The organism is Methanothermobacter wolfeii (assembly GCF_025397995.1).
In the GTDB taxonomy this organism is placed as follows: domain Archaea; phylum Methanobacteriota; class Methanobacteria; order Methanobacteriales; family Methanothermobacteraceae; genus Methanothermobacter; species Methanothermobacter wolfei.
Genome location: NZ_CP104550.1, coordinates 497998 through 521859, shown reverse-complemented (window position 1 = coordinate 521859; position 23862 = coordinate 497998). Strand labels below are relative to the sequence as shown.

Here is a 23862-nt window from a genome sequence, read left to right as displayed (position 1 = left end):
TCACCTCCAGTCTAATCCAGTGGTTTGAACATTTTCTTCTTTGCACCGCATGACGGGCATCTCCAGGTATCGGGGAGTTCCTCGAAGGGTGTTCCCGGTGGAGTGTCTGTCCTTGGCTCTCCCTTTTCAGGGTCGTAGATGTAGCCACATATCCTGCATTTGTACCGCTTCACATTCAACACCTTGTGAATTTCCTTGGTCTATTTTATTATCCTTCTAAAATTTATAATTATCCAATCCATTCAGAACAGAAGGTTAATTAGCCAGGAAAAAAATGTGGTTTTTTCAGATACTGCCTTCATTTAAGTAGTGGTGACAAGCCAGGATTGCAAAAAAATGTATAAAGTTCTACACACTCACCGTGAACCAGGGATCCATGTGACAATCCAGGGCCTGCACAAAAAATTTATGGGCACTGAAAAGTGGTTATTCATTAAAAAGAGCCTATGAAGGTTCGGGAACTTAACTCAGAAATAAAAAATGGGTTTTTCAGTCAAGGTATTTCATCCTTACAACGTTGAAACCCACAACGCATCCAACAAAACCCATCCTGAGGTAGGGGCTTACGGGTGCATAGACTGCAATGGCAAGTATCATGACCCCTACGAGGGTGTGGGTTAGAAGGTTCTTCCAGTCTGTAAGGTATGCCTTTATTCCACCCAGAATCTTTCCCAACATAACACCTCATATATCAAATTTTGATATATCAGATTATAAAATACCAGTATATATAGTTTGCCATTACCCCTGAAAAGATGAAAAATTAGGGTTCACTTCACCAGTAAAACAGGTACCGTGACCGTCTTGAGGGTCGTCTCAGCCACGCTGCCCATGAGGATCTTCTCAAGACCTGACCTTCCATGGGATGCTATAACAACAAGGTCCGCCCCTGTCTTATCAGCAATCTTCTTCATGTCATGGGCCGGACTCCCGAATACAAGGACCTCATCGACCCTGACACCTGCCTCACGCCCCTTCCTCTGTACTGCCCCGAGAATCTCCTTACCCTCCTCCTCAAGGACCTCAAAGGGGTAGATCAGCTTCTCATCAATAACATGGACGGCCACAACAACCGCACCGAGGCGCCCGGCAAGTTCAATGGCAATATCCTCAGCCCTTGCAGCGTATTCAGAGCCATCCGTTGGAACCATTATCTTCTCAAACATCCATTCCACCACGTTTAGATCAATCAACACGCCTCACATGATCCCCTATAACAAACTCCTTACCCCCAACATGGAGCACAGGCTTCACAGCCTCAACATCAAGTAGACCATCCTTCATGCACCCTGAGGGTACTGATGCACTGACAACACAACCCGTTATCAGGTTATGGTCACCGATCTCACTTATCCTCAGGAGTTCGCATTCAAGGTGCCCGGCAGCCTCCACTATCCTTGGGGGCTTCACCTTCTCTGATGGAATCCATGTAAGTCCTGCTGCCTCAAGTTCGTTCTGCCCTGCGGGCATGCTCTCTGCGGTTATCCACATCTTATCAAGTATCGCGGCGGGTGTTATGTTCATGACAAACTCATGGGTCTTCTCGATGTTCCCTGCCGTATGGTGGCCCGGTGCAGATGCAAAGGCAACAATCGGCGGGTTAATGGAAACTGGCATGGTGAAGGAGAAGGGGGCCGCGTTGATGTTCCCCTCCTCATCCACGGTTGTTACAATCACCGTGGGTCTTGGTGTCAGTATTCTGTGGGCATTTTCAACCGGAAAATCTTCAAAATCCATTCAATCACCCCTTAACCTTCTGAAGGTATCTTGCATGACTCCTGTTAACAAATTCATCACACAGTGCCCCTGGTTCACCATCCATGACCAGCCTGCCATCCTCAATCATCACGGCCCTGGTGCTGAGCTCCCTTATAAAGTCAACATGGTGGCTCACCATTATGATGGTTGTCCCGAACTCCATGTTTATCCTCTTAAGGGAGTTGGAGACCACCCTGAGTGTCAGGGGGTCAAGGTCCCCGAAGGGCTCATCAAGTATGAGTACATCGGGTCCTGATGCAAGGACAAGGGCAAGGGTCGCCCTCACCTTCTCACCGCCGGATAGTTCATAGGACCTGCGGTCAAGTATCTCCATTGGAAGGTCCAGTGCCCTGAACACGGGTTCAGCATACCTTTTAACCTCCCTGTCAGGGAAGCTGGGGAAGAGATCCTCAAGTATCTCAGGTGAAAGGCCGAGCTTCTCAAGGCGCTGCCGGGCCTCTGTTTCAGGCAGATCAGTGAGCTGGTAGAGGACGTCCAGCACCTGGTCGCTTATACCCAGCTCCTCAGCCCTCTTCCTTGCCTCATCAACAACATGCTCCCCCTTAACACCGAGCCTTGCAGCTATCTGGCTCCTTATGGTGGCATGGTGTGTGAGGGCGAACTCCTGGTGCATGAAGCCCATCTTCCTCCTTATACCCATCCGCATGACACCGGGCTCGTGCATGTTAACCCATTCACTGTTGAGCCTGAACTCCACGGTGCCGCTGTCAGGGTAGTCGAGGCCTCCGATCATCCTCAGGAGAACCGTCTTACCGGCCCCGCTCGGCCCTATTATCGAGACTATCTCACCCTCATTTATGTCAAGGTTAACATCCTTCATCTCAAGGACCTCACCACCCCTCAGGAGGACGAACCTCCTTGAAATATCGCGGACCCTGAGAATCTTCCTGTCAGAGGCAGACGGTTTATAATCAACCGGGGCCTCCATGTCCCCCATGAACTCCTCTATGATCCTGGAGGGTTCCCCCTCATCGATGATGCGCCCATCCTCCATGAGAACGACCCTGTCTGCAAGGTACTCGTGGACCTCGGGCAGATGGGATACCAGGACAACCGTCACTCCCAGTTCCCTGTTGATGTTCTTTATGGCATCAAGTATCTCCTGCTTCGTCCTTGGACAGGACATGGTGGCGGGTTCGTCCAGGAGGAGGACCCTGGGCTTCTTTGCAAGCTGCCTGGCCATGATGAGCCTCTGCTTCTCACCGCCGCTGAGGACCGGTGCGAAGTGATCCGCCTTATGATCCAGTCCAACTATCCTGAGGAGTTCCATGGCCTCATCACCGAACTCGTCAAAGGCGTACTCGAAGTCTGTCATGGACTCATCACCATACCTTGCAGCGTAGAGTTTCCTTATAACGTTCTGTATGGCTGTTTCAGACCAGAGCCCGAAGGACCTCTGGAGATGGATGGCTGTCTTCTTCTTGAGCTTTGAAAAATAGTACTGACTGGATGATGCCTCGACGGTCACATCATCAAGGGTTATTCTGCCTGAATCAAAGGGTTCAACACCCCTGAGGATCCTGAGTAGGGTTGTTTTCCCTGACCCGCTCATGCCGATTATCCCGAGGATTTCACCCTCCTCAACTTCAAGGTTAACGTCCGAGAGTGCCCTGAATTCCTCTCCATTTTCAAGTTTATAGGTCTTTGTAAGGTTTTCCACCCGTATCATTGAATCACCTGCAATCCCTGATCCTGAAGATTTTTATCCCATGAGTATATAATCTAGAATCATTATATTTCTAATAGTTTTACTGACATAATAACCTTTATGCGGTGATATCAATGAGGGGATTGCTGGTTGGAAGGATGCAGCCATTTCACAGGGGGCACCTGCAGGTCATTAAAAGGATACTCAGGGAGGTTGATGAACTCATAATATGCGTCGGGAGCGCCCAGCTGAGCCACAGCACCAGGGACCCCTTCACCGCAGGTGAGAGGGTTATGATGCTGACGAAGGCCCTCAGTGAGAACGGAATCCCCGCATCAAGGTACTATATAATCCCTGTGCAGGACATTGAATGCAACGCCCTCTGGGTGGCCCATATAAAGATGCTTACACCACCCTTTGACCGTGTTTACAGTGGAAACCCCCTTGTCCAGAGGCTTTTCAGTGAGGACGGCTATGAGGTTACAGCACCCCCACTTTTCCACAGGGAAAAATACTCCGGCACGGAGGTCCGGAGGAGGATGCTTGATGATGGTGACTGGCAGTCACTCCTCCCTGAGTCTGTTGTGGAAGTTATAAATGAGATAAGGGGTGTTGAGCGCATAAAACACCTTGCACAGAAGGAACTGAGTGAACTTGTATGATGCTGGATAGAACATCCCTAACCGAATGAACCGATATGAGGTGCCATGAATGATCGTTAAGGTGACAGATGAAGCAGGATCCTTCAGGATGGAGGATCTCATCGAACATTTAAAGAAGAGCCCCTACCTTGATGAGTGCGGAGCAGTGTTCACCTTCGAGGGAATCGTCAGGGGAGTGGATGATAAGAAAACAGAGAAGCTCGTGCTGAGGACCCCTGACCCAAAAAGAACCCAGAAGGGCCTTGAGGAAATTGTGGAGGACGTTAAGAAGAAGTACCCTGTCAGGGACGTGGCCGTTGTCCATTACATCGGCGAATTCTACACCTCAGACACCCTCTTCATGGTCGCGGTTGCAGGTCCCCACCGGAGGGAGACCCTTGATGCCATGGCGGAGATAATCGAGAGGACAAAGCATGAGCTTGACTTCCAGAAGGAGGAATACACCGACAGCGGGAAGAACATCATCATGTCCGGGGGTTAAGGGGCTGTGATCTGATGAAGTTCATAAGGGACAGTGTCCACGGCAACCTGAAGCTCAGTGAATTCGAGGTCAGGGTTGTGGATACACCCCAGATTCAGCGGCTCAGAAGGATAAAGCAGCTGGGATTCACCAGCCTCATCTACCCTGGAGCCAACCATTCAAGGTTCGAACACTCCATAGGTGCCATGTACCTTGCATCAAGGCTTGGAGAGCACCTTGGCCTCAGTGAGGAGAAGACTGGTATTCTGAGGCTGTGCGCCCTTCTCCATGACGCCGGCCACGGTCCATTCTCACATGTATCCGAGGGTGTACTTGAGAGGTCCCATGAGAGCCTGACCCTTGAACTTGTAGGGGAATCAGAGCTCTCAGATATAATATCTGAGGAATACGACCCTGCCCAGGTGATGAGCATACTCAGGGGTGAGGGTGTCCTTGGTCAGGCCATCAATGGAGAGCTTGATGTGGACCGGATGGACTATCTCCTCCGGGACTCCCATTACACGGGTGTGGCCTACGGTATAATAGACGTTGAACGACTGATATACAATATGAAGATGGAGAACGACCTTGTCCTTGACAGGAAGGGTGTTCAGGCTGCGGAGTCAGCTCTGCTTGCAAGGTACTTCATGTATCCCAGCGTCTACCAGCACCACACCACAAGGATCGTTAACTCAATGTTCAGAAGGTGCCTCAGGAAGCTCATAGACCAGAAGGAGCTGGACGCATCAAGGATCTACATCTATGATGACATGGACCTCATAGTGATGTGCAGGAACCATGAAGGATTCATAGGGGACATGATGAGGAGGCTGGACAACAGGGACCTCCTCAAGATGGTTGAATCCGTTAAACTGAATGAACTCGAGGACCCCCACCGTGTCTTCAAAATCACGGAAACCGAGATAAAGAGGGCTGAAGAGGAAATCGCAGAGGACATGGACCTGGACCCTGACTATGTTATCGTGAACCTTCCCAAGTACCCTGCCTTTGATGAGATGAGGACCCAGGTATCTGTGGGGGACTCCATAGTCAACCTGAGCCACATATCAAGCCTTGTAGGGGCCCTGAAGGAGGCCCGGTTCAACCATGCAGATATCTGCGTCTACGTGCCAGGGGAAAATGTGGATTCATTCAGGGACTTCAGCCTCCATGACTACATGGACCTTCCTGAAAGAAGACCCTCCCATCCAAGACAGCTTCGCCTGACGGTCCCGGATTACCTTAAATTCAGGTGATGATGCATTATGGAGGGTTCCCCTTCAAATCAAAAAAAGTCGGGAAAATGTCCCTGTAAACATGTGGTGAAGGTCACGGCGGGCGGGGAAGGTGAAGGTTAAACATTAAGGTAGTGATATGGATGATAATAGTTGCCATGACAGGAGCAAGCGGCGTTATTTACGGTGAAAGGATCCTTAGGGCCCTCAGGGACCTCGACCAGAAGGTTGGCCTTATGATAACAGACACCGCCAGGGAAATAATCCGCTATGAACTTGGTAAGGAACCTGAGAGCCTTGAAGAGTTGGCTGATGAATGCTTCGATGCTGATGACTTCACATCCCCGGTTAACAGCGGCTCATCACCCTTCAGGGCCATGGTGATAGCTCCCTGCACAATGAAGACCCTCTCATCCATTGCAAACGGCTATGCAGGGAACGCCCTCACCAGGGCCGCCGATGTATGCCTCAAGGAGAGGAGGAAACTGGTGGTTGTGCCAAGGGAAACACCCCTCAGGAGCGTTCACCTTGAAAATATGCTGAAGATTTCAATGGAGGGCGGTATAATCCTCCCTGCAATGCCTGGATTCTATCACAGACCAGCATCCATTGAAGAGGTGGCTGACTTCATAGCAGGGAAGGTCCTTGATGTCCTTGGAATAGAGAACCAGCTATTCAGGAGATGGACCGGTGACATTGATCAGAGGAAGCCTGAAGGTGATATGAGTTGATACCCGATGATGAGTTCATCAGGGACCCCCATGTCCCTGGACCCACAAAACTTGAGGTCAGATGCCTTGTAATGTGCCTTGCCGGTCTCAGGGGCCATGAGGTTGCGGTTGATGTTGGATGCGGAACAGGCGGGATAACCCTTGAACTTGCAGAGCGCGCCTCAAGGGTCTATGCAATTGACAGGGACCCCAGGGCCATCAGCATCACAGGAAGGAACCTTGAGAAACACGGACTCGGCGACAATGTCAGTTTAATGAACCTTGATGCTGTCGAGGCCCTTGAGGGCCTTGGGGAAATTGACCTTGCAGTCATAGGCGGGAATGGAGGGGAACTCAGGAGGATACTTGAACTTGCATCCGAGAGGCTCAGGGACGGTGGACGGATCATTGTAACCGCCATACTACTTGAGACAAAGTACGAAGCGTTAAGGTGCCTCAGGGACCTTGGATTCGAGGTGGGGATCACGGAGGTCAGTGTCTCCAGGGGCCGGATGCTTGATAGGGGAACCATGATGGTGGCCCAGAACCCCATCTCAATAATATACACCCTGTGAAAACCGGAATCATGTCCCTATTAAAGTGATAAATACTCAATGGTGATCCTATGGGAAAGCTGAACTGGAAGGTTAAACTCTCTGCACTCCTAATACTTGTTTCGGCCTCAATCTACCTCATAATATACCTGATCTTTCATAAACCCGAAACAGAACTTTTCTACATCGGCATAGACCTTGCATTCGTACCCCTTGAGATACTGATTGTTGTCATCGTGGTTGAAGCCGCAATATCCTCAAGGGAGCTTGCAGAAAGACTTGAGAAACTGAACATGGTTATAGGCGCATTCTTCAGTGAACTTGGAACAGAATTCCTCAGGGAGGTGTCCGGATATGAATCCATGAGCGGAAGAATCGCATCCATGCTCAGGATAGACACTTCATGGGAGAGCAGGGACTTCAGGGAACTGGGTTCCAGGATAGCTGACATGGAGTTCAGATTCAAGCTTGGCTCACCTGAAACCATCAAACTCATGGAGTACCTTAAAGAATTCCTTATATCCCGGAGAGGATTCCTTCTCGGCCTCCTTGAGAACCCCAACCTCCTTGAACATGAGAGTTTCACGGATATGCTCTGGGCTGTCTTCCATCTTATGGAGGAACTGGAAGCAAGGGATGATCTTTTAGGTCTTCCGGATACAGATTACCAGCACCTTGCAGGTGACCTTACCAGGGCGTACTCTGGGGTTGTCAGTGAATGGGTGAGGTACATGGAACACCTCAGTGAAAACTATCCATACCTCTTTTCCCTTGCAGTCAGGAAAAACCCCTTCAACCCCCGGGTGAAGGTTGAAATAACAGAGTGAAACCCACATAAACCCTTACCCCACCAAGGAAAGGGGCTTGAGGTCAGCTGATGGTCCATGGAACCCCAGGATTCTTCATAAATAAATTAAAAATTTTAATATTGACATTAACTGAAAACAAAATCGTATAACTTATATATTAGGAGAAAGAGATTATAGAAAAACTCCAATGGTTGGTATCCATGGATCGTTTGACCCTTGAGCAGTATAGGGAAATGGTTAATGAGATAATTGAATTTAAGAACATATACGGGTCTCTTCCCGACTATGCGCTTGTTGATGGAAATAAAATTCATAAAGAAAACTACATCGACATGATTGAGCGCGTTAACAAATTTGTTCTTGAAATGGGAAGAAATCCACGCACAGTAGACATCAGATCCTGAGATCCTCCGGACGGTTGAAGTTCCTGAAACTTTCAAGGGACGGATCCAGTCTGATGGCCGGTACAGGGCAGGAGTTCACGGATTCAATGAGCTCCCCTACCCTCCTTTTATTTCTGGATAAGAGTAGCCTTATGTCTCCCCTGAGACTCCTTGAGTAAACCGCGTGGAGTGGTTCCAGCCTCCCCCCATTTTCAGGTACTATCACATCACACGAAGACCCCATCTCAGAGAAAACAACCTTCATGTTAACCAGGAATTCCCCTGTAATAAGGGGAGAGTCACAGGGTACAAAGAGGGCTGCCATGGTTGAGATGTTCTCAAGTCCCGTAAGTATACCCCCGAGGGGTCCGAGGCCAGGGACCTCATCAGTAAGCAGGCGGATGGATGGATCAAGGATATCGGCATACATTCCCATCTGGTCTTCATCACGGAATACTGCAAGGACCTCCTGGAAGTGTTCCATGAGCCCCCATGAGATCCTTACTATGAATGGTTCTCCCTCAATTTCAAGGAGGCCCTTCTCGGCACCCATCCTCCTTCCCATACCCCCACAGAGGATTACTGCAGATTCAAGTTCAGGTCCCGTCATGAAAAAGAGAATTATTTTAGTGTTGGATAGTTCGGGCTCTCATTGGTTATGAGAAGGTCGTGGGGGTGGCTCTCCTTGATACCGCTTGAGGTTATCCTGACAAGCCTTGCCTTCTCCTTCATCTCATAAAGGTTCGCTGCGCCGCAGTATCCCATGGATGCCCTGAGACCTCCTATAAGCTGGAACAGCACCTCATTCACCGTGCCCCTGTAGGGTACAACACCCTCAACACCCTCAGGGACGACCTTGGTGTGCTTCATGTGCCCCCTGGGTTCCTGGAAGTACCTGTCTGTACCGGCACCTATGCCCCCGGTCATTGCACCCAGGGACCCCATTCCACGGTACTGTTTATATTTACGGCCGTTCATGACAACCACATCCCCCGGGGCCTCATAGGTACCTGCAAGGAGGTTGCCGAGCATCACACAGTCTGCGCCAACTGCTATGGCCTTTGCTATGTCACCGGAGTACCTTATCCCTCCGTCCGCTATTACAGGGACATCGTACTCTGCTGCAACATCAGCAACCTCGGCGATGGCTGTGAGCTGGGGCACTCCCACCCCTGCGATTATCCTTGTGGTGCACATTGAACCGGGACCTATGCCCACCTTGAGGCCGTCAACGTCCTGTGCGATGAGGTCCTCGGCGGCCTCTGCAGTTGCAATGTTACCCACTATGAGGTCTGCGTCTATCTCCCTCTTCATTTTCCCGGCATTCTTAACAAGGTTCATGTTGTGTCCATGGGCGCTGTCAATGGCCAGTATGTCGGCGCCTGCCTCATCAAGGGCCCGGGCCCTTTCAAGGTCAAAGGGTCCTGTTGCAGCCGCAACCCGGAGGTAGCCCTCAGGGTCCCTTGAGGCGTTGGGGTACCTTTTCCTTTCAAGGATGTCCTTCATCGTCAGGATACCCACTATCCGGCCGTCCTTGACAACAGGCAGTCTTTCAACCTTGTTCTCATATGCAATGTCAAGGGCCTCTGAAGGGGTTATTGATTCATCCACAGTCACAACGTCCCTTGTCATGACCTGGTCGACCTTCCTGTCTGCATCTGAGTTGAATATCGGCTCAATGTCCCTCCGGCTTATGATTCCTATGACCATTCCATCCTCAACCACCGGAAGTCCGCTTATCTCCTCCTGATCCATTATCTCATGGGCTTCCCTCAGGGTTGAATCAGGGGAGATGGTTATAACGTCCCTTATGGTAAGTTCCCCTGATCTTTTAACCTTCTTAACCTGTTCAACCTGGTCCCTTATGCTCATATTCCTGTGGATGACCCCGATACCCCCCTCCTGTGCCATGGCTGTGGCCATCTCGTACTCAGTGACCGTGTCCATGGCGGAGCTTATGATGGGTATCTTGAGTTCAATGTTCCTTGAGACCCTGCCGCCGGTTTCAACGTCCTTTGGTTCCACATATGATGCCTGGGGAAGAAGGAGGAAATCATCAAATGTGTAACCGGTTTCTGCTTCCTTTAATTTTTTCAGATACATGCTACCCTCCCACATAATTCAGAGGCTGTTTATAAGCTCCTTAAGTTCCCTTACAGCGTCCCTGTGAATCCTGCCTGTGTTACGGTCTCCGCCGACGCATGCAGCCCCCCTGATACCAACAACATCGCATCCAATCTCCTTCAGGGGCTTCAGGTGCTCCCTTCCAACCGAACCTGCAAGGGCTGATTTCAGGCCATGTTCAGATGCCATTGAAACGAATGATTCAAGTTTATCCATGTCCATGAAATCAAAGAGTGTTTTACCATCCTTAACTGCAGTGTCAAGCATTGCAAGGTCGGCTCCGGAGTCAGCCGCCACCCCTGGTATCTCCATGGGATCAACTGCACCGACACGGTGGGCGTCTGCATATCCTGCCGCAACGACTATCGCGTCTGATTCATCCTTCACGGTCCTCACAACGTTCTTCATGACATGCACCGCCTCATCATAGTTCCTTGTACCGTAAAGGCCCACCTTTATGTAGTCTGCCCCTGATACAAGGGCACCCATGGCTGCAAGTGAAACCGTCCCTGGCTTGTAGGGTACATCACCCAGGGTTGCGCTTACCAGCATGTTATCAGGGGTCATTTCACGGACCTCCCTTATCACCCATGGGAAGTTAGCCCCCAGGGAGCCCTCGGATGGGTTCTTAACATCAACTATGTCTGCACCGCCTTCTATGGCTTCAAATGCCTCTTCAGTGTTAATTGGACTTATCAATAGAAGCAATTCAATAACCTCCTGGTAAAAATTATGGAATGATATTCCCGAGAAACCATGACATGATAATTTTTATTTTATTTAATGGAGCACCCTTTTATATCTTTCTTTTCAGAGGGGTGAACCCCTTTTCCTGATCCTCTCAGCTATCTCCCTGTGGGCCCTCCTGCTTAATCCCTTCCTCTGACACTCGGCCCTCACCATCTCAACCAGATCGGCCGTTGGCAGTGACACCGGACATTTCTCGCTGCAGAGCCTGCAGAGGGTGCACATGTAGAGCCCTGACTCCACAGCACCCTCCCCATCATCAAGGTAACGCCTGAGCACGGCACCCCTACCTCCAAGGTATCCCCTGTACCCGAAGCGGTTCCCGACTGACCCGTAGACGGGACAGCTGACTATGCAGCTGCCGCAGCCAATGCAGAGGAGTGACTCGGCCGGTGCAGATGACCTCCCGTTATCGAGGGCTATTGCAACAACCCTGTCCGGGCCATACATTCCCCTTATGAGCATTTTTTCTATATCCGCAGTTTTGGATGGCCCTGAGATTACATTTATGTAGGATGGGACCCTGGTACCTGTTGCATAGACCGTTTCAAGTTTCACAACCGATACGGCATCCTCAAGGGTGGGTACCAGCCTGTCAATCCCGAAGACCATGATGTGGGTGTCCATCAGTGAGAGTCTTCCAATGTTCCCCTCGTTATGCACGATGACCGCTGACCCGTCATATGCCGCAACCGAGTTGGCTCCCGTGATACCGGTACTGCAGGATTCAAGCCGTCTGAGGACATCTGATTTAACCGCTGCCATTATCTCAAGGGGATCATCAGCCACATGGACCCCCATCTTCTCCCTTACAATCCCTGCTATTTCACCGGTGCTGAGGTGGAGGGCTGGTCCCACAGGGTGCGCGGGTCTGCTTTCCCCTGCCAGCTGCAGTATACGGTCCCCCAGGTCTGTTTCAACAACCTCCATCCCCCTATCCCTCAGGTGCCCTGAGAGTCATATCTCTGAGAGTGCGTTTGATTTTGACTTTGCAACAGCATCCTCACCCGCCACGATCCCTGATATCAAGCTACATGCCTCATCAGCATCCGCTGCAAGGTGAAACTCAACACCATTTTCAGTGAAGGTCTTCCTGGCAGTCCTCAAGAGTTTATCCATATTCCTGACAGATTCCTCCCTGATTCTGGTGACCCTGTCCCTGAGTTCCTGGATTTCAGGTTCATCAAGGAGTTTGAGGCGTCTTTCATCAAGTTTCCTGAAGGACTTCTTCATCTGGATTATGCTGTCCTCATTCATTTCCATGCCTCCCCCTAAGGGCCCTTTCCATGAGTTCTGTTATGTCAAGGACCTCGACTGTGTCTGATTCAAGGTTGAGTCTGCAGAAGGGGCATGCCGTGCACAGTACATCCGCACCTGTCTCCTTGGCCTCCTTAAGGCGCTCAGAAGCCACCTTATCTGATATTTCCGGGTGGGCTGACCTCACACCTCCACCGGCACCGCAGCACCTTGAATCCGCCCCATGGTTCTCCATCTCAACAAGTTCAGCGAATTTACCTATAAGTTCCCTTGGGGCCGATGTCTCTCCTGTGTGCCTTGAGAGGTGGTAGGGGTCATGGTAGGTTACCCTGATGTTGATTTTATTCAGATCCAGTCTCCCCGATTCAATGAGTTCCAGGAGGAGCTGTGAGATATGCTTCACCCTTACAGTGTACCCCTCCCTGGCGTAGTCTGTCTTAATGGTCCTGTAACATCCGGCGCATGAGACAACAACTTCACTGTCGCCGAGCTTTGCTGCGGTATCATCCATCTGTCTCCGGGCCTCTTCAAGGAATCCTGTTCTAAGTAGAACAGAACCGCAGCATGTTTCATCATCAAGTACCCTGTAATCAACCCCGGCCTCCCTGAGGAGTGATTCTGTGGCATCCGAGATGCTTTTAAGTTTCTCCCTTGCAAGACATCCCCTGAAATAGATTAGCATTCCCATTCTCCTTCCATTCTACCTGTTAAACATTGATTTAATCTAGAACCACATGGCACCTCATCCACTCAAGCAAACATTCATCATGAACGGGGCACTGCACCTATTCATTCCCTTTATGGTGGGTGACCTCCATGAGGATTTCCTCAAGTTTTTCTCCTATGGCGTCTGCACTGTATCCACTGAAAACCTCAGCCCCCTCTGAGCTGAGTCTTGAGCGGAGCTTACTGTCTGAGAGCAGGAGTTTGAGTTTATCCCTGAGGTCCCTCCAGTCAGAGGGCTTGAAAAAGAGGCCTCCCCTTCCCTGACTTGCCTCCACCACGGGGGGTATCTCTGCAGCAAGGAAGGGTGTGCCGCAGCCCATGGCCTCAACAACCACTATCCCGAATCCCTCAACAACGCTCGGAAGGCAGAAGACCCATGACTCTGCAACAACCCTCAGGACATCCTCGTGTCTCTCAACAAATCCCAGGAACTCCACGTTCTCATCCGCACCCTCCTGGAGTGCAAGTTTCCTGAGGCTCTCCTCAAGGGGTCCTGTACCGATTATCCTGCACCTTATATCTGGGAATTCATCCCTGAGATCTGCAACCGCCCTTATAAGGTCCTGTATCCTCTTATACTCCACAAGCCTGGAGACGCAGGAGACCGAGGGGCCGGGTGTCCTTTCAACCTTCGGGGCCCTGAAGTCCACCATGTTGTGGACAGTTGACACCCTCTGCCAGGGGTACCTTTCAAGGACCTTCCCTGCCGTGTACCCTGACACCGTGATTATCCTGTCAAATCTTCTTGTGAGGGTGTACCTTTCAAGTACCTCACCCAGGATCCCGGATAATCCAATGTTCTTTATCCATTCACCGAGCCAGACGTCATGGTAGCGTGCAACCGCGGCGGCATTCCTCCTCTCTGCTATCCACCATGCGACGGGGTGGGTTATGAAGTTGTAGCCTATAACCACGTCAGGGTCCAGTTTAAGACCCCTCCTCAGGGCTGAAGCCATGAATCTGAGCCTCCCTGTGATGGAGCCCGCCTGGACGTATCTCCTTTCGGGTCCGCACACCATTACCTGCATGTTCCCTGCTGTGTAGTCCCCGGGGTTTTCAGGTGTTCTTGATGTCAGGACCGTGACCTCATGTTTCTCGGATAGCATCCTGGCCTCATTGTAGGCGCATGCCTCGGCCCCTCCCCTGATATCAAGGTCCTCGCCACCTGGAAAGTACTCTGTTACAATGCATATCCTCATCCAAACCACCTGAATAGATGGAGTTCTTGTATCTTGATGGAATATTCCCATTTACACTCTGGAGAGGATCAAGTATGCTCCCTGTCTTGATGGAATCCATCATCATCTGAACTAATCAAGTATGTATCCGTATCCACAGAACCCTTATCCATCCACTTCAAGGGGGAGCCGGCTCCGTCTGAAGGACAGGATTCCAGTGTGCCTCCAATCTGTAAACATTCAATCATCTCTCTTATCCCTCAGAGCTATCTCATGGACCAGTTCAGTTATCTCCTGCCTCAGGGCCTCTATCATAAGGTAAATTCTGAATAGAAGGTAGTATGCTCCAAGTATACCTGCTATGAGGAGGAAGTCGAGTCCCCTTCCAATTCCAAGGAGATTGGCTATCTTCGTCGATGATGCAGGGTTCAGGGAGAAGAATATCATTGAGAACCAGAGGATCAGCCAGAGCAGAAGGCCCCCAGGTGATGTCCTGGCCTCCCTGAACCTTATAAGTGATATTATTATGCCAGCTATCCCTACAACTATTCCAATAACCTGATATATCATTTAAATCCTCCTGAAGAGATCCAGGACGAGCTTAAGGAGTATCCGGATCCCCACAGATGTGTTAGTACCCTTGGCTATGGTTTCAGGCGTGTATATCGTTTTTATGTTCACCTCTAACATTTTAAGGTTCTTCCTGCCTATTTCACCGATTATCTCAGAGGAGACACCGTAACCCACATTTCTTATATCAAGGAGGGATGCTGCCTTCCTGGTGAATGCCCTCAGCCCTGACTGTGAATCCGAGACCCTGCAGCCATAGAAGATGAGGGTGAGGATGTTCATGATGGCGTTACCCATCCTCCTTGATACCGGCATCTCACTGAAGTCCCTGCTGCCTATAACAACGTCTGCTCTGCCATCAAGAAGCGGCTCCAGAACACCACTGATGTCGTCGGGGTCGTGCTGTCCATCGGCATCAAATGTTACGATGTAGTCGGCCCCCTCAAGGAGAGCCGCCTTTATACCGGTCCTGAGGGCTGCTCCAAGCCCCACATTTATAATGTGAGTGTAGACCGACACCTCCCTGCTTCTGGAGGATATCCGCCCCAGTATCTCAGGTGTTGAGTCCCTTGAGCCATCATCAACCACAAGGACCCTGTAGCCCCTTTCAAGGAGGGATCCGACAACACCTTCAACCGTCTCCTCCTCATTGTATGCGGGTACAACAACCATTACCTTCCTGGCCACATCATCATCCATGGAATTCCCTTGAAGTAAGTTCATTTCATCTTCATTGCAACTGATGCCACCTTTCTTCCAAGATTACCTGCTGTTTCAAGGCCCTGGGCGTCCTTCTCCGTGTCTCCCCTGGCTCCGCCGACACCTGTTCCGCCGTAGTGTGCGGTTGGGGCGGTATCACCCACCACAACCGCCTCGTGGATCAGGAAGAAGTTGTGGATGTCGTTGCATGCTGTCTCCTGTCCACCGTTCCTTGAACCCCCGACGGTGACCGCCCCTCCAACCTTGTCTGAGAGCCTGAAGCCACTCCTGAGGGGTCTTGTGCGGTCCATGAACATCTTTGTCTGGGCAGTAACCGAACCGAAGTATACAGGGCTTCCTATGATTATACCGTCTGCAGATGCAGCCCTTTCAATCACATCATTGAGGTCATCGTCAATGGCGCATTCACCGGCCTTCTTGCATGAATCACATGCCCTGCACGGGTTTATATCAAGTCCCGCAAGCCTTATAAGTTCAGTTTCAGCACCACAGTCTTCTGCAGCCCTTAGTGCCTCCCTTAGAAGTATCTCGGTGTTACCGTTTTTCCTCGGGCTTCCACAGATCCCTACAACCTTAACCATATTCATTACCTCCATAAGCTGATATCAGAGTGGACCCACGTCCGGTTTGCCCTCACGCATACCCATACCCGCCTGTCTGGTCATCTTCTCAGGTTTGAACAGCATCATGATGAGGTTCCGGGCATGCTCCCTTGCCCTGTTATCTGCAAGGGCCTTGAGCTCCTCGGGGTCCTCCTCCTCATCTTCATGTACAAAGACCTCAAGTATATGTCTGTTTGTCATGAGCTGTGCCTGTATAAGGCCTGTTGATGCTTCATGGGCGCATATCTTGTCCTTCTCTTCCGGTCCCGGCATCCCCAGGGCCATTACAATCTCACACCCCTCCTCCTCTATCAGTTTCTTGCATGCAACAGGAAGGTCCTTTATCCCGGGGACGGTCCTCCTTATTATCTTTATACCTGTCGTGTGCTTCTTAAGTTCATCGATTGCAGCGCCACCCATATCGTACCTTGCGAATGTGGTGTCACATATACCCACCCTTATCATGGTATCACCTCTCTACCTCAACCTTTCACGGAGCTTCCTCCGGGCCTCACCGATCGTGAGGGGATAGTCACCGAACTGGATGTCGTCCTCCTTCTGGAGTATCTCAATGAGGTGTGCTATCCGTGGGAGGCGGAGGTCCGCGCCCCTTACCGTCTCTATGTCCGAGAAGACACTGTGGGGTGTGCCCTCACTGATTATCTCACCATTACTTATTACATACACCCTGTCAGCATACAATGGTGTCATGTCAACGTCATGGGTTGATATTATTATGGTCATCCCTGCATCGTTGAGTTCATGGAGAAGTCTCAGTATCTGTGATGCCCCCCGGGGGTCAAGGCCGGAGGTTGGCTCATCAAGGACCATTATCTCAGGTTCCATTGCAAGTATGCAGGCTATTGCAACCCTCTTCTTCTCACCGCCGCTGAGGTGGTGTGGGGGCCGGTCCTCATATCCGGCCATACCAACCCTCTCAAGGGATTCCCTGACCCTTCTTTCCACCTCATCCTCAGGGAGCCCCATGTTCAGGGGTCCGAAGGCAACGTCTTCAGCAACCCTTGGTGCGAATAACTGGTCATCAGGGTTCTGGAATACTATCCCCACCTTCTGACGGACCCTTGAAAGTCCTGATTTGCTGTAGTCGATCTCCTCACCATCCACCACCACCTTACCGGAGGTTGGTCTCAGTATCCCGTTGAAGTGAAGGAAAAGTGTTGATTTACCGGCGCCGTTGGGGCCAAGGAGGGCTATCATTTCCCCCTTCTCTGCATGGAAGTTTATTCCCCTGAGGGCCTCTGTGCCATCCGGATAGGTGTATGTGATGTCCACTGCCTCGATAATCCTCATGTTCACACCGTCATCATTGTTGGATTAACTATTGAGTTACTCTAATTTAAGTGTGCAGCACCATGGTGCATCAGAAGAAAAAGTTCAGAAGATGGTTAACCTTGAGGTTAAGATTACGCCAAGAACCAGGAGTCCGTCGAAGAGTAGAAGAAGGGCCAGTTCCCCTGGACTTGTGGATGTCTGTTTCCCCATGGAAGGGAGGTTTCCCTGGTAGCACCTTGACTCCATGGACCTGTAGAGTGCCTCGCCACGGAGCCATGACCTTATAAAGAGGTTCCCTGCAAGCAGCCCAAGGGACCTGTAGGAGTTCCTGATGCCGCTGTATCCGAGTCTGGTGTCCTGGGCATGGTACATTACAGACGCCTCCTCAAGGAATATGAATACTGACCTGTACATGAGGAGGGCTATCTCGGTGAATGCCCTGGGGACCCTTAGTCTTTCAAGTTCCTGGAAGATCTCATTGAGGGGTGTTGTGAGGGCAAGGAATGCGAGGCAGGTGAAACCCCCCATTATCCGTGAGAATACCAGTAAACCTGTGTTCAGACCATCACTGTAGACTTTAATACCCATCAGGCTCCAGACGGGGTTAACACCGAAGAATAAAGCCATGAGTATCAGTGTGAGCAGTCCGAAGCCTGCCGGGACTGCTGCGAATTTCAGGTAGTAAGCTGGAGGGATGTCTGCAAGTAGGAGGATGATGAGGGTCATGAGGACTGCGACAGTAAATGGGATCAGCGGAGTGGGTGATGCCAGGGATATTATCATGGTGATGAGGGCCAGGGCCATTTTAAAGGCTGGGCTGGTGTTTCTGAGTCCGTTGGTATGTGCATAGTAATCCACAGAGACGTTCATGTGCATGTCCCCATAAAATGTTTTATTCGGAGGCTCCGCGCCCCCTGTAGTATCCGAAAACGTACCCTATTATGAGTGCTCCGATGGCTGCCTGGACAGCGAAGAGGAGACTCTCTATCTCACCGCTTGGAGGTTCCCATATAGGTTCAAACCATGGTTCATAGCCTGTTTCGGCTATGGCGTCACCTGCACTGTCATCCGCACCTCCAAAGTAGCCCTCCTCCTCGCCAAGGCCGCTGTAGATTATGAGGGGGAGTACGCTTATTATAACAACAGCAAGGATCATCACTAAGTGTCTCTTCTCCATTTTTCAGGCCTCCTGTCCTGGTGATGGTTTCCCTATTAACTGGAGTTTCTCCATGATGTCGGGTTTGAGCTTAAGTATGTTCTCGAATATGACAACCGTCAGGAGTCCCTCTGCAACTGCCAGGGGGAGCTGTGTGTAGGCGAATATCACCATGAACTTCATCAGGGCCTCTGAGAAGCCAGGGATCGGGAATGCCATGGCCAGCTGAACCGAGGTTGTGACGTAGGTCATGATGTCCCCGAGGAACGCTGCGAGGAAAACAGCAACCGAGGATGAAAGGCCCTTACCTGCCAGCCTGTAGATGCCCCATGCAAACACTGGGCCGACGATACCCATTGAGAAGACGTTTGCCCCCAGGGTTGTGAGTCCGCCGTGGGCAAGGAGAACAGCCTGGAATATAAGTACGATGAGTGCCATTACAGATGTGACTGCGGGTCCAAAGAGCACCGCCCCGAGACCGTTACCCGTGGGGTGTGAGCAGCTCCCTGTTACCGATGGTAGTTTAAGGGATGATAGTACAAACATGAATGCACCGCTCACTGCAAGGAGTGGTTTTGTCTCTGGATTCTCATCCGAAATCCTGATTATCCTCATGATACCGTAGATTATAACCGGTGCTGAGATAAGATACCAGAAGAGGCACCACTGCCATGGTAGAAATCCTTCCATGATATGCAATTTATCACCTTCTTGAATCCTGTTAAAGTAAAATTTAATATCTCAGTATATAATATTTTCTATTAATTCTGATGTTAATTAAAGGTTTCTTGAGAGCCGGTGTCCCTGAAAGAAGGAACTCCCAGAGTAGTTAAAACACTTAATAGAGGGGACATCCAATAATTCACATCATGGATGTTAAAAACAGGATTATACTGGCAATGGACCTTATGGACCTTGATGAAGCACTGAGGGTCGCCGAGGATGTTTCAGGTTACATCAACACCATCAAGATCGGCTACCCCCTTGTCCTGTCAGAGGGTCCGGATGTAATGGGTGCCTTCAGGGAGAACTTTGACTGCAGGATAATAGCTGATTTTAAGGTTGCGGATATTCCAGAGACCAATGAGAAGATATGCGCTGCAACATTCAGGGCAGGGGCCGATGCAATCATAGTCCATGGATTCACGGGACCTGACAGCGTGACATCCTGCATGCAGGTTGCGGATGAAATGGGAGGGGATATCTTCCTCCTTACCGAGATGTCCCATCCAGGCGCCGAGATGTTCATACAGGGTGCCGCGGATGATATTGCAAGGATGGGGGTTGATCTGGGCGTCAGAAACTTCGTGGGACCCTCAACAAGGATAAAACGTCTTTCAAGGCTGAGGGAGATAATAGGTGATGACTCCTTCCTGATATCTCCTGGTGTGGGTGCCCAGGGCGGTGACCCGGCAGAAACACTTGAATTCGCAGATGCCATAATCGTTGGAAGATCAATTTACCTTGCAGATAACCCTGAAGCCGCTGTTAAAGGGATAATAAAATCAATAAAGGGTTGAACATCCCCCATTTCCCAACCTGACCTTTTCCTTCATGAAGGGACCGCCCATAATGACAGAATGCCTTTATCTGCAGCTTCAAAAGTACCTGTTAAAGGAACCTAAGACCCTTTATGGATGCTGATCCTGCCTGCAAGTTCATAGGCTGCCTCAAAGAGCAGGAAGAATATAAATGTTTCGGGTCTGAAGCCCGTGCCCGCAGCCATCCCGCCCAGGGATAGAAGAGCAAGGATGGCTACCGCAATTTTAAGTGAAAATCTGTATCCAAAGAATATTCTGAAAAAGGATCCCCTGCTGTAGATTCTAGGGTTGTCGTTTCCATATTCATCGATGTATGCTGCTGCCGTGCACACGGCAAACCCTGGAAGCCAGAGACCTGGAAGACCGCCAGCTACAATAACCGAGATGAAGACCATCGCCGCGAGGATGTGGCTCGGACAGTCTATCTTGAGTGAGAGAAGAGTTCCCATGAATATCCCGAGGAACAGGGAGGCTGCGTCAGGGTCATTGAGTGCCAGGACCCCCACTGAAAGACCGCAGAGGCCCCCTGCCATTAGGCCCTGGAGTCGCTTCCCTGAAACATCCTCTGAGTCATCAGCGGTTTTCATCAGAAATCCTGAAACAGGATAGAGGATCCAGTACATACAATCACATCATAATTCTGCACGGGAGAGGGCCCCTGTAAGTATCAGAGGGAAGAGTGCCGTTGCATCACCTATCACGGTTACAAGGTTTGATCCTGCCCTGGCCTTTGCCCATGACTTTGCCTCCTCAAGGGGGGCCCCGCTGAGGCTTCCTGTTTCACTCCGGTCCATGGTTATCTGGACCGCGGCATCAACACCGCCCCTCAGGATGGTGGATGCCAGGGTGTAGTGCTTTGGGAGGCCCCCGCCAAGTATAACCGCACCTATCCTCTCTGAGCTGAAGACAAGGTCTGAGAGGCTGTGCATGTCCCTGACAGCGTCAAGGCACACCCTGTTATCCTGGGTGTACATCCAGAGCTGAAGTCCCAGCATGCTGTCAATGAGTCCCGGGGCATAGACAGGGACCCCCCTCTGATGGGCTGTTGCTATTATCGATTCATCATCGGATATGTAACCCCCGATTTCATGTAGCAGTTCCTGGATGGAGAGGTGGGGCTTTGAGCTGAATATACATGAGAATATTTCCTGTATATTTGATTCAAAGACTTCAAAGTCCTCTGACCTTGTATATACATCACCTATACGTCCTATTCCCTCTTCATGGAGCCTTTCATCATCAAAACCGCGGCCCCTGTAGTGTGCACCCCCGAAGGCCTCCAGGAGGTCATGAGTTATGTTGGCCCCGCTTGTGATGAGGGCGCTGATTATGCCCTGATCTATCATGTCCCTTATGATGCTCCTCATACCTCCAGGGACAAGGGGTCCTGCGACGCTCATGAATATGGCCATTTCATCGTCAAGGATCATCCTCTCAAGCAGCCGGGTTGCCCTGTAGACCCTGCCAGCGCCCAGGACACCTGAACGGCCCATCTCCGCTATAAGGTCAGTTATCTTCATTTCTGGTGTAATCTTCATGTGATTAACCTTCAAAATAAACACTCCTCAATTATATGATGGAATAAGCAGAATTCATGGGGCTTGAACTATCATCAGCCCCGTCATAGGATATGGTTTTAGGGTTTATAAACCTTGTATCAGATCCCTGAAAAATCAGTCAAGTCCTGCAATACTATCCAGGATGTCTGTGCGTGTTATGATTCCTGCAGGTCTCCCCTCCTTATCAGTGACAATAAGGCGGCCGATTTTATGCTTGTTCATGACCTCTATTGCATCGGATATCATCATCTCGGGTTCCACGGTTATAATGTTCTTTGACATTATCTCGGATACCTTCAGTTCCTCTTTATCCTCTGCTATGGATGATGTTATATCACTGAGGGTGACTATACCCATAACCCGGCCTTCCTCAACTATCGGCGCCCCCTCTATTCCAAGGGATGAGAGTTTTGCTGCGGCCTCCTTTACCGTCATGTCAGGGTCAAGGGTTATAAGGTCCTCTGTTGCAACTTCCTTGACTGTCCTTTTGGGTATGCTCCTTATTGCGGTGGTGTCAAGGAGTATTATGTTGTCCATGTCATCCCTTCCAACCACGACGCCGTCAACAACGAGTTTGTTGACTGGTGTGGGGCCTATCCTTACCCTGTCACCGAGATCAAGTTTTCTTATGCTCCCCACCAGTTTTATGGCGGCCTCGCATTCACCGGGATCAGGTATGCTGGTGAACTCTATCTTTGCCACAGAAAGATCATCTATCCTCTCACCACCCCTGTATATCGGTACGGCTGTTTCCCTGCCTGTAGATGAGATGTTGAGGTGATGGTAGGCCTTTATGGTGGGTTTGTATCCGCCCCTGGGCCCTGGAACCCCCTTTACCAGTCCAAGGCTGCGCAGGGACTGCATCTGATTTCTTATTGTCCCTGGGTTGCGGTTCATTATCGCGGCTATCTCCTCCCCCTTTATGGACTTTCCGCCTGAGTTCCTGTAGAGGTTGATGAGTGTCTGGAGTATCTCCTTCTGAACAGAGGTAAGCATTCTAACACCTGAATCTATTATGAATAATAATTATAATTTATTATTAATATGTTTTTTTATCATAGACACCTGATTCTGATAATCTGTTAATCTTCATCAAGTTTTTTGTCCCTCCTGAAGTATATGCAGTGAGAAGGGTTTCCCGGACCCCTTGGATGCCTGCAGTACATCTTAACCTCCATGGTATCCTCAAGAACAGCCTCACATCGATAAACACATTCCGGACATTCACTGGTCGTTGATATTATTCTGTATCCTTCCATTGACTTCATAATGATCCTCTTAAGAAAGATAACCATTTTATTTACATTCCATCCTAATATATATTGGGGGTGTACTGTTGGCTGATAATCTAAAAATCCGGGGCACGATAAATTGGGGGAATGCAGGTGTCTATCAGGAAAAAACAGGAAAGTATAGCATCAATGGTCTACAGTGACCTTAAGGAAAAAGGTCTGGCCAGGGAGGAGGATAAAGAAATCTGCATGCAGGACATAAGGTACCATCTCCAGTATCTTGACGAGGCCGTTAAAAATTCAAGTCCCGCACTCTTCAATGACTATGTGCTCTGGGCTGATATACTTCTATCAAACCTTGGACTCCCAGAAGAATGCCTGAAAGGCTCCCTGCAGAGCATCAGGAATGCAATACTGGCCCTTGATCCTGAATCCGCAGAACCCGCATCGGAATATATTGAAGAATCCCTTAAAATCCTTGAAATGGAGCGCTTGTCAGAGAGTTGCATTACCGAGCAGCCCCTGAAGGAACTTGCAGAGAAGTACCTTGAACTTGTCCTCAGCACAGAGGCGGGGAAAGCCAGAGAGCTCATACTTTCATCCCTTGATTCCGGTGTGAAGGTCCATGACATCTACCGCTATGTTTTTGAACCGGTACAGCATGAGATCGGAAGGCTCTGGCAGATAAATCATATCTCGGTTGCCCATGAACACTACTGTACATCTGTGACACAGATGATCATGTCAGAACTCTACCCATATATCTACAGGGCTTCCGAGAGGAAAGACCTGAAGCTTCTTGCCACCTGTGTAAACAATGAGCTTCATGAAATTGGAATAAGGATGGTTAGTGACTTCTTTGAGATGAATGGCTGGGACTCTGTTTATCTTGGATCAAACACGCCCCCCTGACATAA

At 50.2% G+C, this 23862-nt stretch carries 31 protein-coding genes and 1 pseudogene; 9 read left to right on the top strand and 23 right to left on the bottom strand.

Features of this window, described 5'->3' with window-relative positions; all coding sequences use genetic code 11:
• Positions 1 to 11: 11 nt before the first annotated feature.
• From N5910_RS03025 to N5910_RS03005, 5 genes are all read right to left on the bottom strand, one after another.
• Entirely contained in the window at positions 12 to 173 is a 162-nt protein-coding gene (locus N5910_RS03025) for a rubredoxin (protein ID WP_074358656.1), read from the bottom strand.
• Positions 174 to 489: 316 nt separating this feature from the next.
• A complete protein-coding gene (locus tag N5910_RS03020) occupies positions 490 to 675 on the bottom strand; it encodes a hypothetical protein (protein WP_074358655.1) in 186 nt (61 codons plus the stop codon).
• A 95-nt stretch (positions 676 to 770) separates the two neighbouring features.
• Positions 771 to 1166, bottom strand: a complete 396-nt coding sequence (locus tag N5910_RS03015) for a universal stress protein (protein ID WP_074358654.1) — start codon at positions 1164 to 1166, stop codon at positions 771 to 773.
• 19 nt (positions 1167 to 1185) lie between these two features.
• Complete coding sequence (locus tag N5910_RS03010; RefSeq protein ID WP_074358653.1) at positions 1186 to 1737, bottom strand: flavin reductase family protein; 552 nt, start codon at positions 1735 to 1737, stop codon at positions 1186 to 1188.
• 4 nt (positions 1738 to 1741) lie between these two features.
• Positions 1742 to 3448 carry an ABC transporter ATP-binding protein gene (locus N5910_RS03005; protein ID WP_074358652.1) on the bottom strand — a complete coding sequence of 569 codons (1707 nt, stop codon included), beginning with the start codon at positions 3446 to 3448 and terminating at the stop codon, positions 1742 to 1744.
• Between the two features lie 113 nt (positions 3449 to 3561).
• Between N5910_RS03005 and N5910_RS03000 the strand changes: the two genes are divergently transcribed.
• The 7 genes from N5910_RS03000 (at position 3562) to N5910_RS02970 (ending at position 8261) form a co-directional block, all read left to right on the top strand.
• Positions 3562 to 4089 carry a nicotinamide-nucleotide adenylyltransferase gene (locus tag N5910_RS03000; protein WP_074358651.1) on the top strand — a complete coding sequence of 176 codons (528 nt, stop codon included), beginning with the start codon at positions 3562 to 3564 and terminating at the stop codon, positions 4087 to 4089.
• A gap of 49 nt (positions 4090 to 4138) precedes the next feature.
• Positions 4139 to 4570, top strand: coding sequence for a molybdenum cofactor biosynthesis protein MoaE (locus N5910_RS02995; RefSeq protein WP_074358650.1), 432 nt, complete (start codon positions 4139 to 4141; stop codon positions 4568 to 4570).
• A 14-nt stretch (positions 4571 to 4584) separates the two neighbouring features.
• A complete protein-coding gene (locus N5910_RS02990; protein ID WP_074358649.1) occupies positions 4585 to 5805 on the top strand; it encodes an HD domain-containing protein in 1221 nt (406 codons plus the stop codon).
• Between the two features lie 122 nt (positions 5806 to 5927).
• Positions 5928 to 6515, top strand: a complete 588-nt coding sequence (locus N5910_RS02985) for a UbiX family flavin prenyltransferase (protein ID WP_074358648.1) — start codon at positions 5928 to 5930, stop codon at positions 6513 to 6515.
• On the top strand, positions 6512 to 7069 hold the full coding sequence (cbiT, locus tag N5910_RS02980; RefSeq protein WP_074358647.1) for a precorrin-6Y C5,15-methyltransferase (decarboxylating) subunit CbiT: 558 nt from the start codon (positions 6512 to 6514) through the stop codon (positions 7067 to 7069). The genes N5910_RS02985 and cbiT overlap by 4 nt, the downstream gene beginning before the upstream one ends.
• Positions 7070 to 7119: 50 nt before the next feature.
• Positions 7120 to 7875 carry a hypothetical protein gene (locus N5910_RS02975; protein ID WP_261599756.1) on the top strand — a complete coding sequence of 252 codons (756 nt, stop codon included), beginning with the start codon at positions 7120 to 7122 and terminating at the stop codon, positions 7873 to 7875.
• A gap of 182 nt (positions 7876 to 8057) precedes the next feature.
• Positions 8058 to 8261: a pseudomurein-binding repeat-containing protein gene (locus N5910_RS02970; protein WP_074358645.1), complete on the top strand. Its 204-nt coding sequence runs from the start codon at positions 8058 to 8060 to the stop codon at positions 8259 to 8261.
• Here the strand turns inward: N5910_RS02970 and N5910_RS02965 are convergent.
• From N5910_RS02965 to cbiM, 14 genes and pseudogenes are all read right to left on the bottom strand, one after another.
• A complete protein-coding gene (locus tag N5910_RS02965) occupies positions 8251 to 8850 on the bottom strand; it encodes a molybdenum cofactor guanylyltransferase (protein ID WP_074358644.1) in 600 nt (199 codons plus the stop codon). The two genes, N5910_RS02970 and N5910_RS02965, sit on opposite strands and share 11 nt — an antisense overlap.
• 11 nt (positions 8851 to 8861) lie before the next feature.
• Positions 8862 to 10343, bottom strand: coding sequence for an IMP dehydrogenase (gene guaB, locus N5910_RS02960; RefSeq protein WP_074359721.1), 1482 nt, complete (start codon positions 10341 to 10343; stop codon positions 8862 to 8864).
• 18 nt (positions 10344 to 10361) lie between these two features.
• Positions 10362 to 11072, bottom strand: coding sequence for a (5-formylfuran-3-yl)methyl phosphate synthase (locus N5910_RS02955; protein WP_074358643.1), 711 nt, complete (start codon positions 11070 to 11072; stop codon positions 10362 to 10364).
• Positions 11073 to 11174: 102 nt separating this feature from the next.
• A pseudogene (locus N5910_RS02950) lies at positions 11175 to 12368 on the bottom strand (LUD domain-containing protein).
• A complete protein-coding gene (locus N5910_RS02940; RefSeq protein ID WP_191216414.1) occupies positions 12361 to 13050 on the bottom strand; it encodes a (Fe-S)-binding protein in 690 nt (229 codons plus the stop codon). Before N5910_RS02940 ends, N5910_RS02950 begins: the two are co-directional and overlap by 8 nt.
• 103 nt (positions 13051 to 13153) lie before the next feature.
• Entirely contained in the window at positions 13154 to 14293 is a 1140-nt protein-coding gene (locus N5910_RS02935) for a glycosyltransferase family 4 protein (protein WP_261599753.1), read from the bottom strand.
• Between the two features lie 219 nt (positions 14294 to 14512).
• Complete coding sequence (locus N5910_RS02930) at positions 14513 to 14842, bottom strand: DUF2304 domain-containing protein (protein ID WP_074358640.1); 330 nt, start codon at positions 14840 to 14842, stop codon at positions 14513 to 14515.
• On the bottom strand, positions 14843 to 15541 hold the full coding sequence (locus tag N5910_RS02925) for a glycosyltransferase family 2 protein (RefSeq protein ID WP_074358639.1): 699 nt from the start codon (positions 15539 to 15541) through the stop codon (positions 14843 to 14845).
• 20 nt (positions 15542 to 15561) lie between these two features.
• Positions 15562 to 16143, bottom strand: coding sequence for a flavodoxin family protein (locus N5910_RS02920; protein ID WP_261599752.1), 582 nt, complete (start codon positions 16141 to 16143; stop codon positions 15562 to 15564).
• A gap of 24 nt (positions 16144 to 16167) precedes the next feature.
• Positions 16168 to 16626, bottom strand: coding sequence for a riboflavin synthase (ribC, locus tag N5910_RS02915; protein WP_261599872.1), 459 nt, complete (start codon positions 16624 to 16626; stop codon positions 16168 to 16170).
• Between the two features lie 15 nt (positions 16627 to 16641).
• Positions 16642 to 17475 (bottom strand): ATP-binding cassette domain-containing protein, encoded by an 834-nt coding sequence (locus N5910_RS02910; RefSeq protein WP_074358637.1) that lies wholly within the window; start codon positions 17473 to 17475, stop codon positions 16642 to 16644.
• A gap of 84 nt (positions 17476 to 17559) precedes the next feature.
• Positions 17560 to 18327 carry a cobalt ECF transporter T component CbiQ gene (gene cbiQ / locus N5910_RS02905; RefSeq protein WP_261599751.1) on the bottom strand — a complete coding sequence of 256 codons (768 nt, stop codon included), beginning with the start codon at positions 18325 to 18327 and terminating at the stop codon, positions 17560 to 17562.
• A 22-nt stretch (positions 18328 to 18349) separates the two neighbouring features.
• Entirely contained in the window at positions 18350 to 18634 is a 285-nt protein-coding gene (locus N5910_RS02900; protein ID WP_074358635.1) for an energy-coupling factor ABC transporter substrate-binding protein, read from the bottom strand.
• Positions 18635 to 18637: 3 nt separating this feature from the next.
• Complete coding sequence (cbiM, locus tag N5910_RS02895; protein WP_261599750.1) at positions 18638 to 19312, bottom strand: cobalt ECF transporter S component CbiM; 675 nt, start codon at positions 19310 to 19312, stop codon at positions 18638 to 18640.
• A 170-nt stretch (positions 19313 to 19482) separates the two neighbouring features.
• On the opposite strand from cbiM, the gene pyrF reads away from it, so the two are divergent.
• The gene (gene pyrF, locus N5910_RS02890; RefSeq protein WP_261599749.1) at positions 19483 to 20133 is read left to right on the top strand and encodes an orotidine-5'-phosphate decarboxylase; all 651 of its coding nucleotides are present in this window, start codon (positions 19483 to 19485) and stop codon (positions 20131 to 20133) included.
• A 101-nt stretch (positions 20134 to 20234) separates the two neighbouring features.
• Here pyrF and N5910_RS02885 read toward each other — a convergent pair whose 3' ends face one another.
• The 4 genes from N5910_RS02885 to N5910_RS02870 form a co-directional block, all read right to left on the bottom strand.
• Positions 20235 to 20741 carry a hypothetical protein gene (locus N5910_RS02885; RefSeq protein WP_238337968.1) on the bottom strand — a complete coding sequence of 169 codons (507 nt, stop codon included), beginning with the start codon at positions 20739 to 20741 and terminating at the stop codon, positions 20235 to 20237.
• A 45-nt stretch (positions 20742 to 20786) separates the two neighbouring features.
• Positions 20787 to 21707, bottom strand: a complete 921-nt coding sequence (locus N5910_RS02880) for a deoxyhypusine synthase (RefSeq protein WP_074358631.1) — start codon at positions 21705 to 21707, stop codon at positions 20787 to 20789.
• A gap of 120 nt (positions 21708 to 21827) precedes the next feature.
• Positions 21828 to 22709, bottom strand: coding sequence for a CBS domain-containing protein (locus N5910_RS02875; protein ID WP_074358630.1), 882 nt, complete (start codon positions 22707 to 22709; stop codon positions 21828 to 21830).
• Between the two features lie 86 nt (positions 22710 to 22795).
• On the bottom strand, positions 22796 to 22981 hold the full coding sequence (locus N5910_RS02870) for a hypothetical protein (protein ID WP_074359718.1): 186 nt from the start codon (positions 22979 to 22981) through the stop codon (positions 22796 to 22798).
• Between the two features lie 117 nt (positions 22982 to 23098).
• On the opposite strand from N5910_RS02870, the gene N5910_RS02865 reads away from it, so the two are divergent.
• Positions 23099 to 23857: a cobalamin B12-binding domain-containing protein gene (locus tag N5910_RS02865; RefSeq protein ID WP_261599748.1), complete on the top strand. Its 759-nt coding sequence runs from the start codon at positions 23099 to 23101 to the stop codon at positions 23855 to 23857.
• Positions 23858 to 23862 lie beyond the last annotated feature (5 nt).

Excerpts from the sequence above, each read along its gene's own strand:
- N5910_RS03015 (WP_074358654.1), bottom strand. The coding sequence starts at position 1,166 with ATGTTTGAGAAGATAATGGTTCCAACGGATGGCTCTGAATACGCTGCA.
- N5910_RS03010 (WP_074358653.1), bottom strand. The coding sequence starts at position 1,737 with ATGGATTTTGAAGATTTTCCGGTTGAAAATGCCCACAGAATACTGACA.
- N5910_RS03005 (WP_074358652.1), bottom strand. The coding sequence starts at position 3,448 with ATGATACGGGTGGAAAACCTTACAAAGACCTATAAACTTGAAAATGGA.
- N5910_RS03000 (WP_074358651.1), top strand. The coding sequence starts at position 3,562 with ATGAGGGGATTGCTGGTTGGAAGGATGCAGCCATTTCACAGGGGGCAC.
- N5910_RS02995 (WP_074358650.1), top strand. The coding sequence starts at position 4,139 with ATGATCGTTAAGGTGACAGATGAAGCAGGATCCTTCAGGATGGAGGAT.
- N5910_RS02990 (WP_074358649.1), top strand. The coding sequence starts at position 4,585 with ATGAAGTTCATAAGGGACAGTGTCCACGGCAACCTGAAGCTCAGTGAA.
- N5910_RS02985 (WP_074358648.1), top strand. The coding sequence starts at position 5,928 with ATGATAATAGTTGCCATGACAGGAGCAAGCGGCGTTATTTACGGTGAA.
- N5910_RS02975 (WP_261599756.1), top strand. The coding sequence starts at position 7,120 with ATGGGAAAGCTGAACTGGAAGGTTAAACTCTCTGCACTCCTAATACTT.
- N5910_RS02970 (WP_074358645.1), top strand. The coding sequence starts at position 8,058 with ATGGATCGTTTGACCCTTGAGCAGTATAGGGAAATGGTTAATGAGATA.
- N5910_RS02965 (WP_074358644.1), bottom strand. The coding sequence starts at position 8,850 with ATGACGGGACCTGAACTTGAATCTGCAGTAATCCTCTGTGGGGGTATG.
- guaB (WP_074359721.1), bottom strand. The coding sequence starts at position 10,343 with ATGTATCTGAAAAAATTAAAGGAAGCAGAAACCGGTTACACATTTGAT.
- N5910_RS02940 (WP_191216414.1), bottom strand. The coding sequence starts at position 13,050 with ATGCTAATCTATTTCAGGGGATGTCTTGCAAGGGAGAAACTTAAAAGC.
- N5910_RS02935 (WP_261599753.1), bottom strand. The coding sequence starts at position 14,293 with ATGAGGATATGCATTGTAACAGAGTACTTTCCAGGTGGCGAGGACCTT.
- N5910_RS02930 (WP_074358640.1), bottom strand. The coding sequence starts at position 14,842 with ATGATATATCAGGTTATTGGAATAGTTGTAGGGATAGCTGGCATAATA.
- N5910_RS02925 (WP_074358639.1), bottom strand. The coding sequence starts at position 15,541 with ATGGATGATGATGTGGCCAGGAAGGTAATGGTTGTTGTACCCGCATAC.
- N5910_RS02920 (WP_261599752.1), bottom strand. The coding sequence starts at position 16,143 with ATGGTTAAGGTTGTAGGGATCTGTGGAAGCCCGAGGAAAAACGGTAAC.
- N5910_RS02910 (WP_074358637.1), bottom strand. The coding sequence starts at position 17,475 with ATGAGGATTATCGAGGCAGTGGACATCACATACACCTATCCGGATGGC.
- cbiQ (WP_261599751.1), bottom strand. The coding sequence starts at position 18,327 with ATGAACGTCTCTGTGGATTACTATGCACATACCAACGGACTCAGAAAC.
- N5910_RS02900 (WP_074358635.1), bottom strand. The coding sequence starts at position 18,634 with ATGGAGAAGAGACACTTAGTGATGATCCTTGCTGTTGTTATAATAAGC.
- pyrF (WP_261599749.1), top strand. The coding sequence starts at position 19,483 with ATGGATGTTAAAAACAGGATTATACTGGCAATGGACCTTATGGACCTT.
- N5910_RS02885 (WP_238337968.1), bottom strand. The coding sequence starts at position 20,741 with ATGAAAACCGCTGATGACTCAGAGGATGTTTCAGGGAAGCGACTCCAG.
- N5910_RS02875 (WP_074358630.1), bottom strand. The coding sequence starts at position 22,709 with ATGCTTACCTCTGTTCAGAAGGAGATACTCCAGACACTCATCAACCTC.
- N5910_RS02870 (WP_074359718.1), bottom strand. The coding sequence starts at position 22,981 with ATGAAGTCAATGGAAGGATACAGAATAATATCAACGACCAGTGAATGT.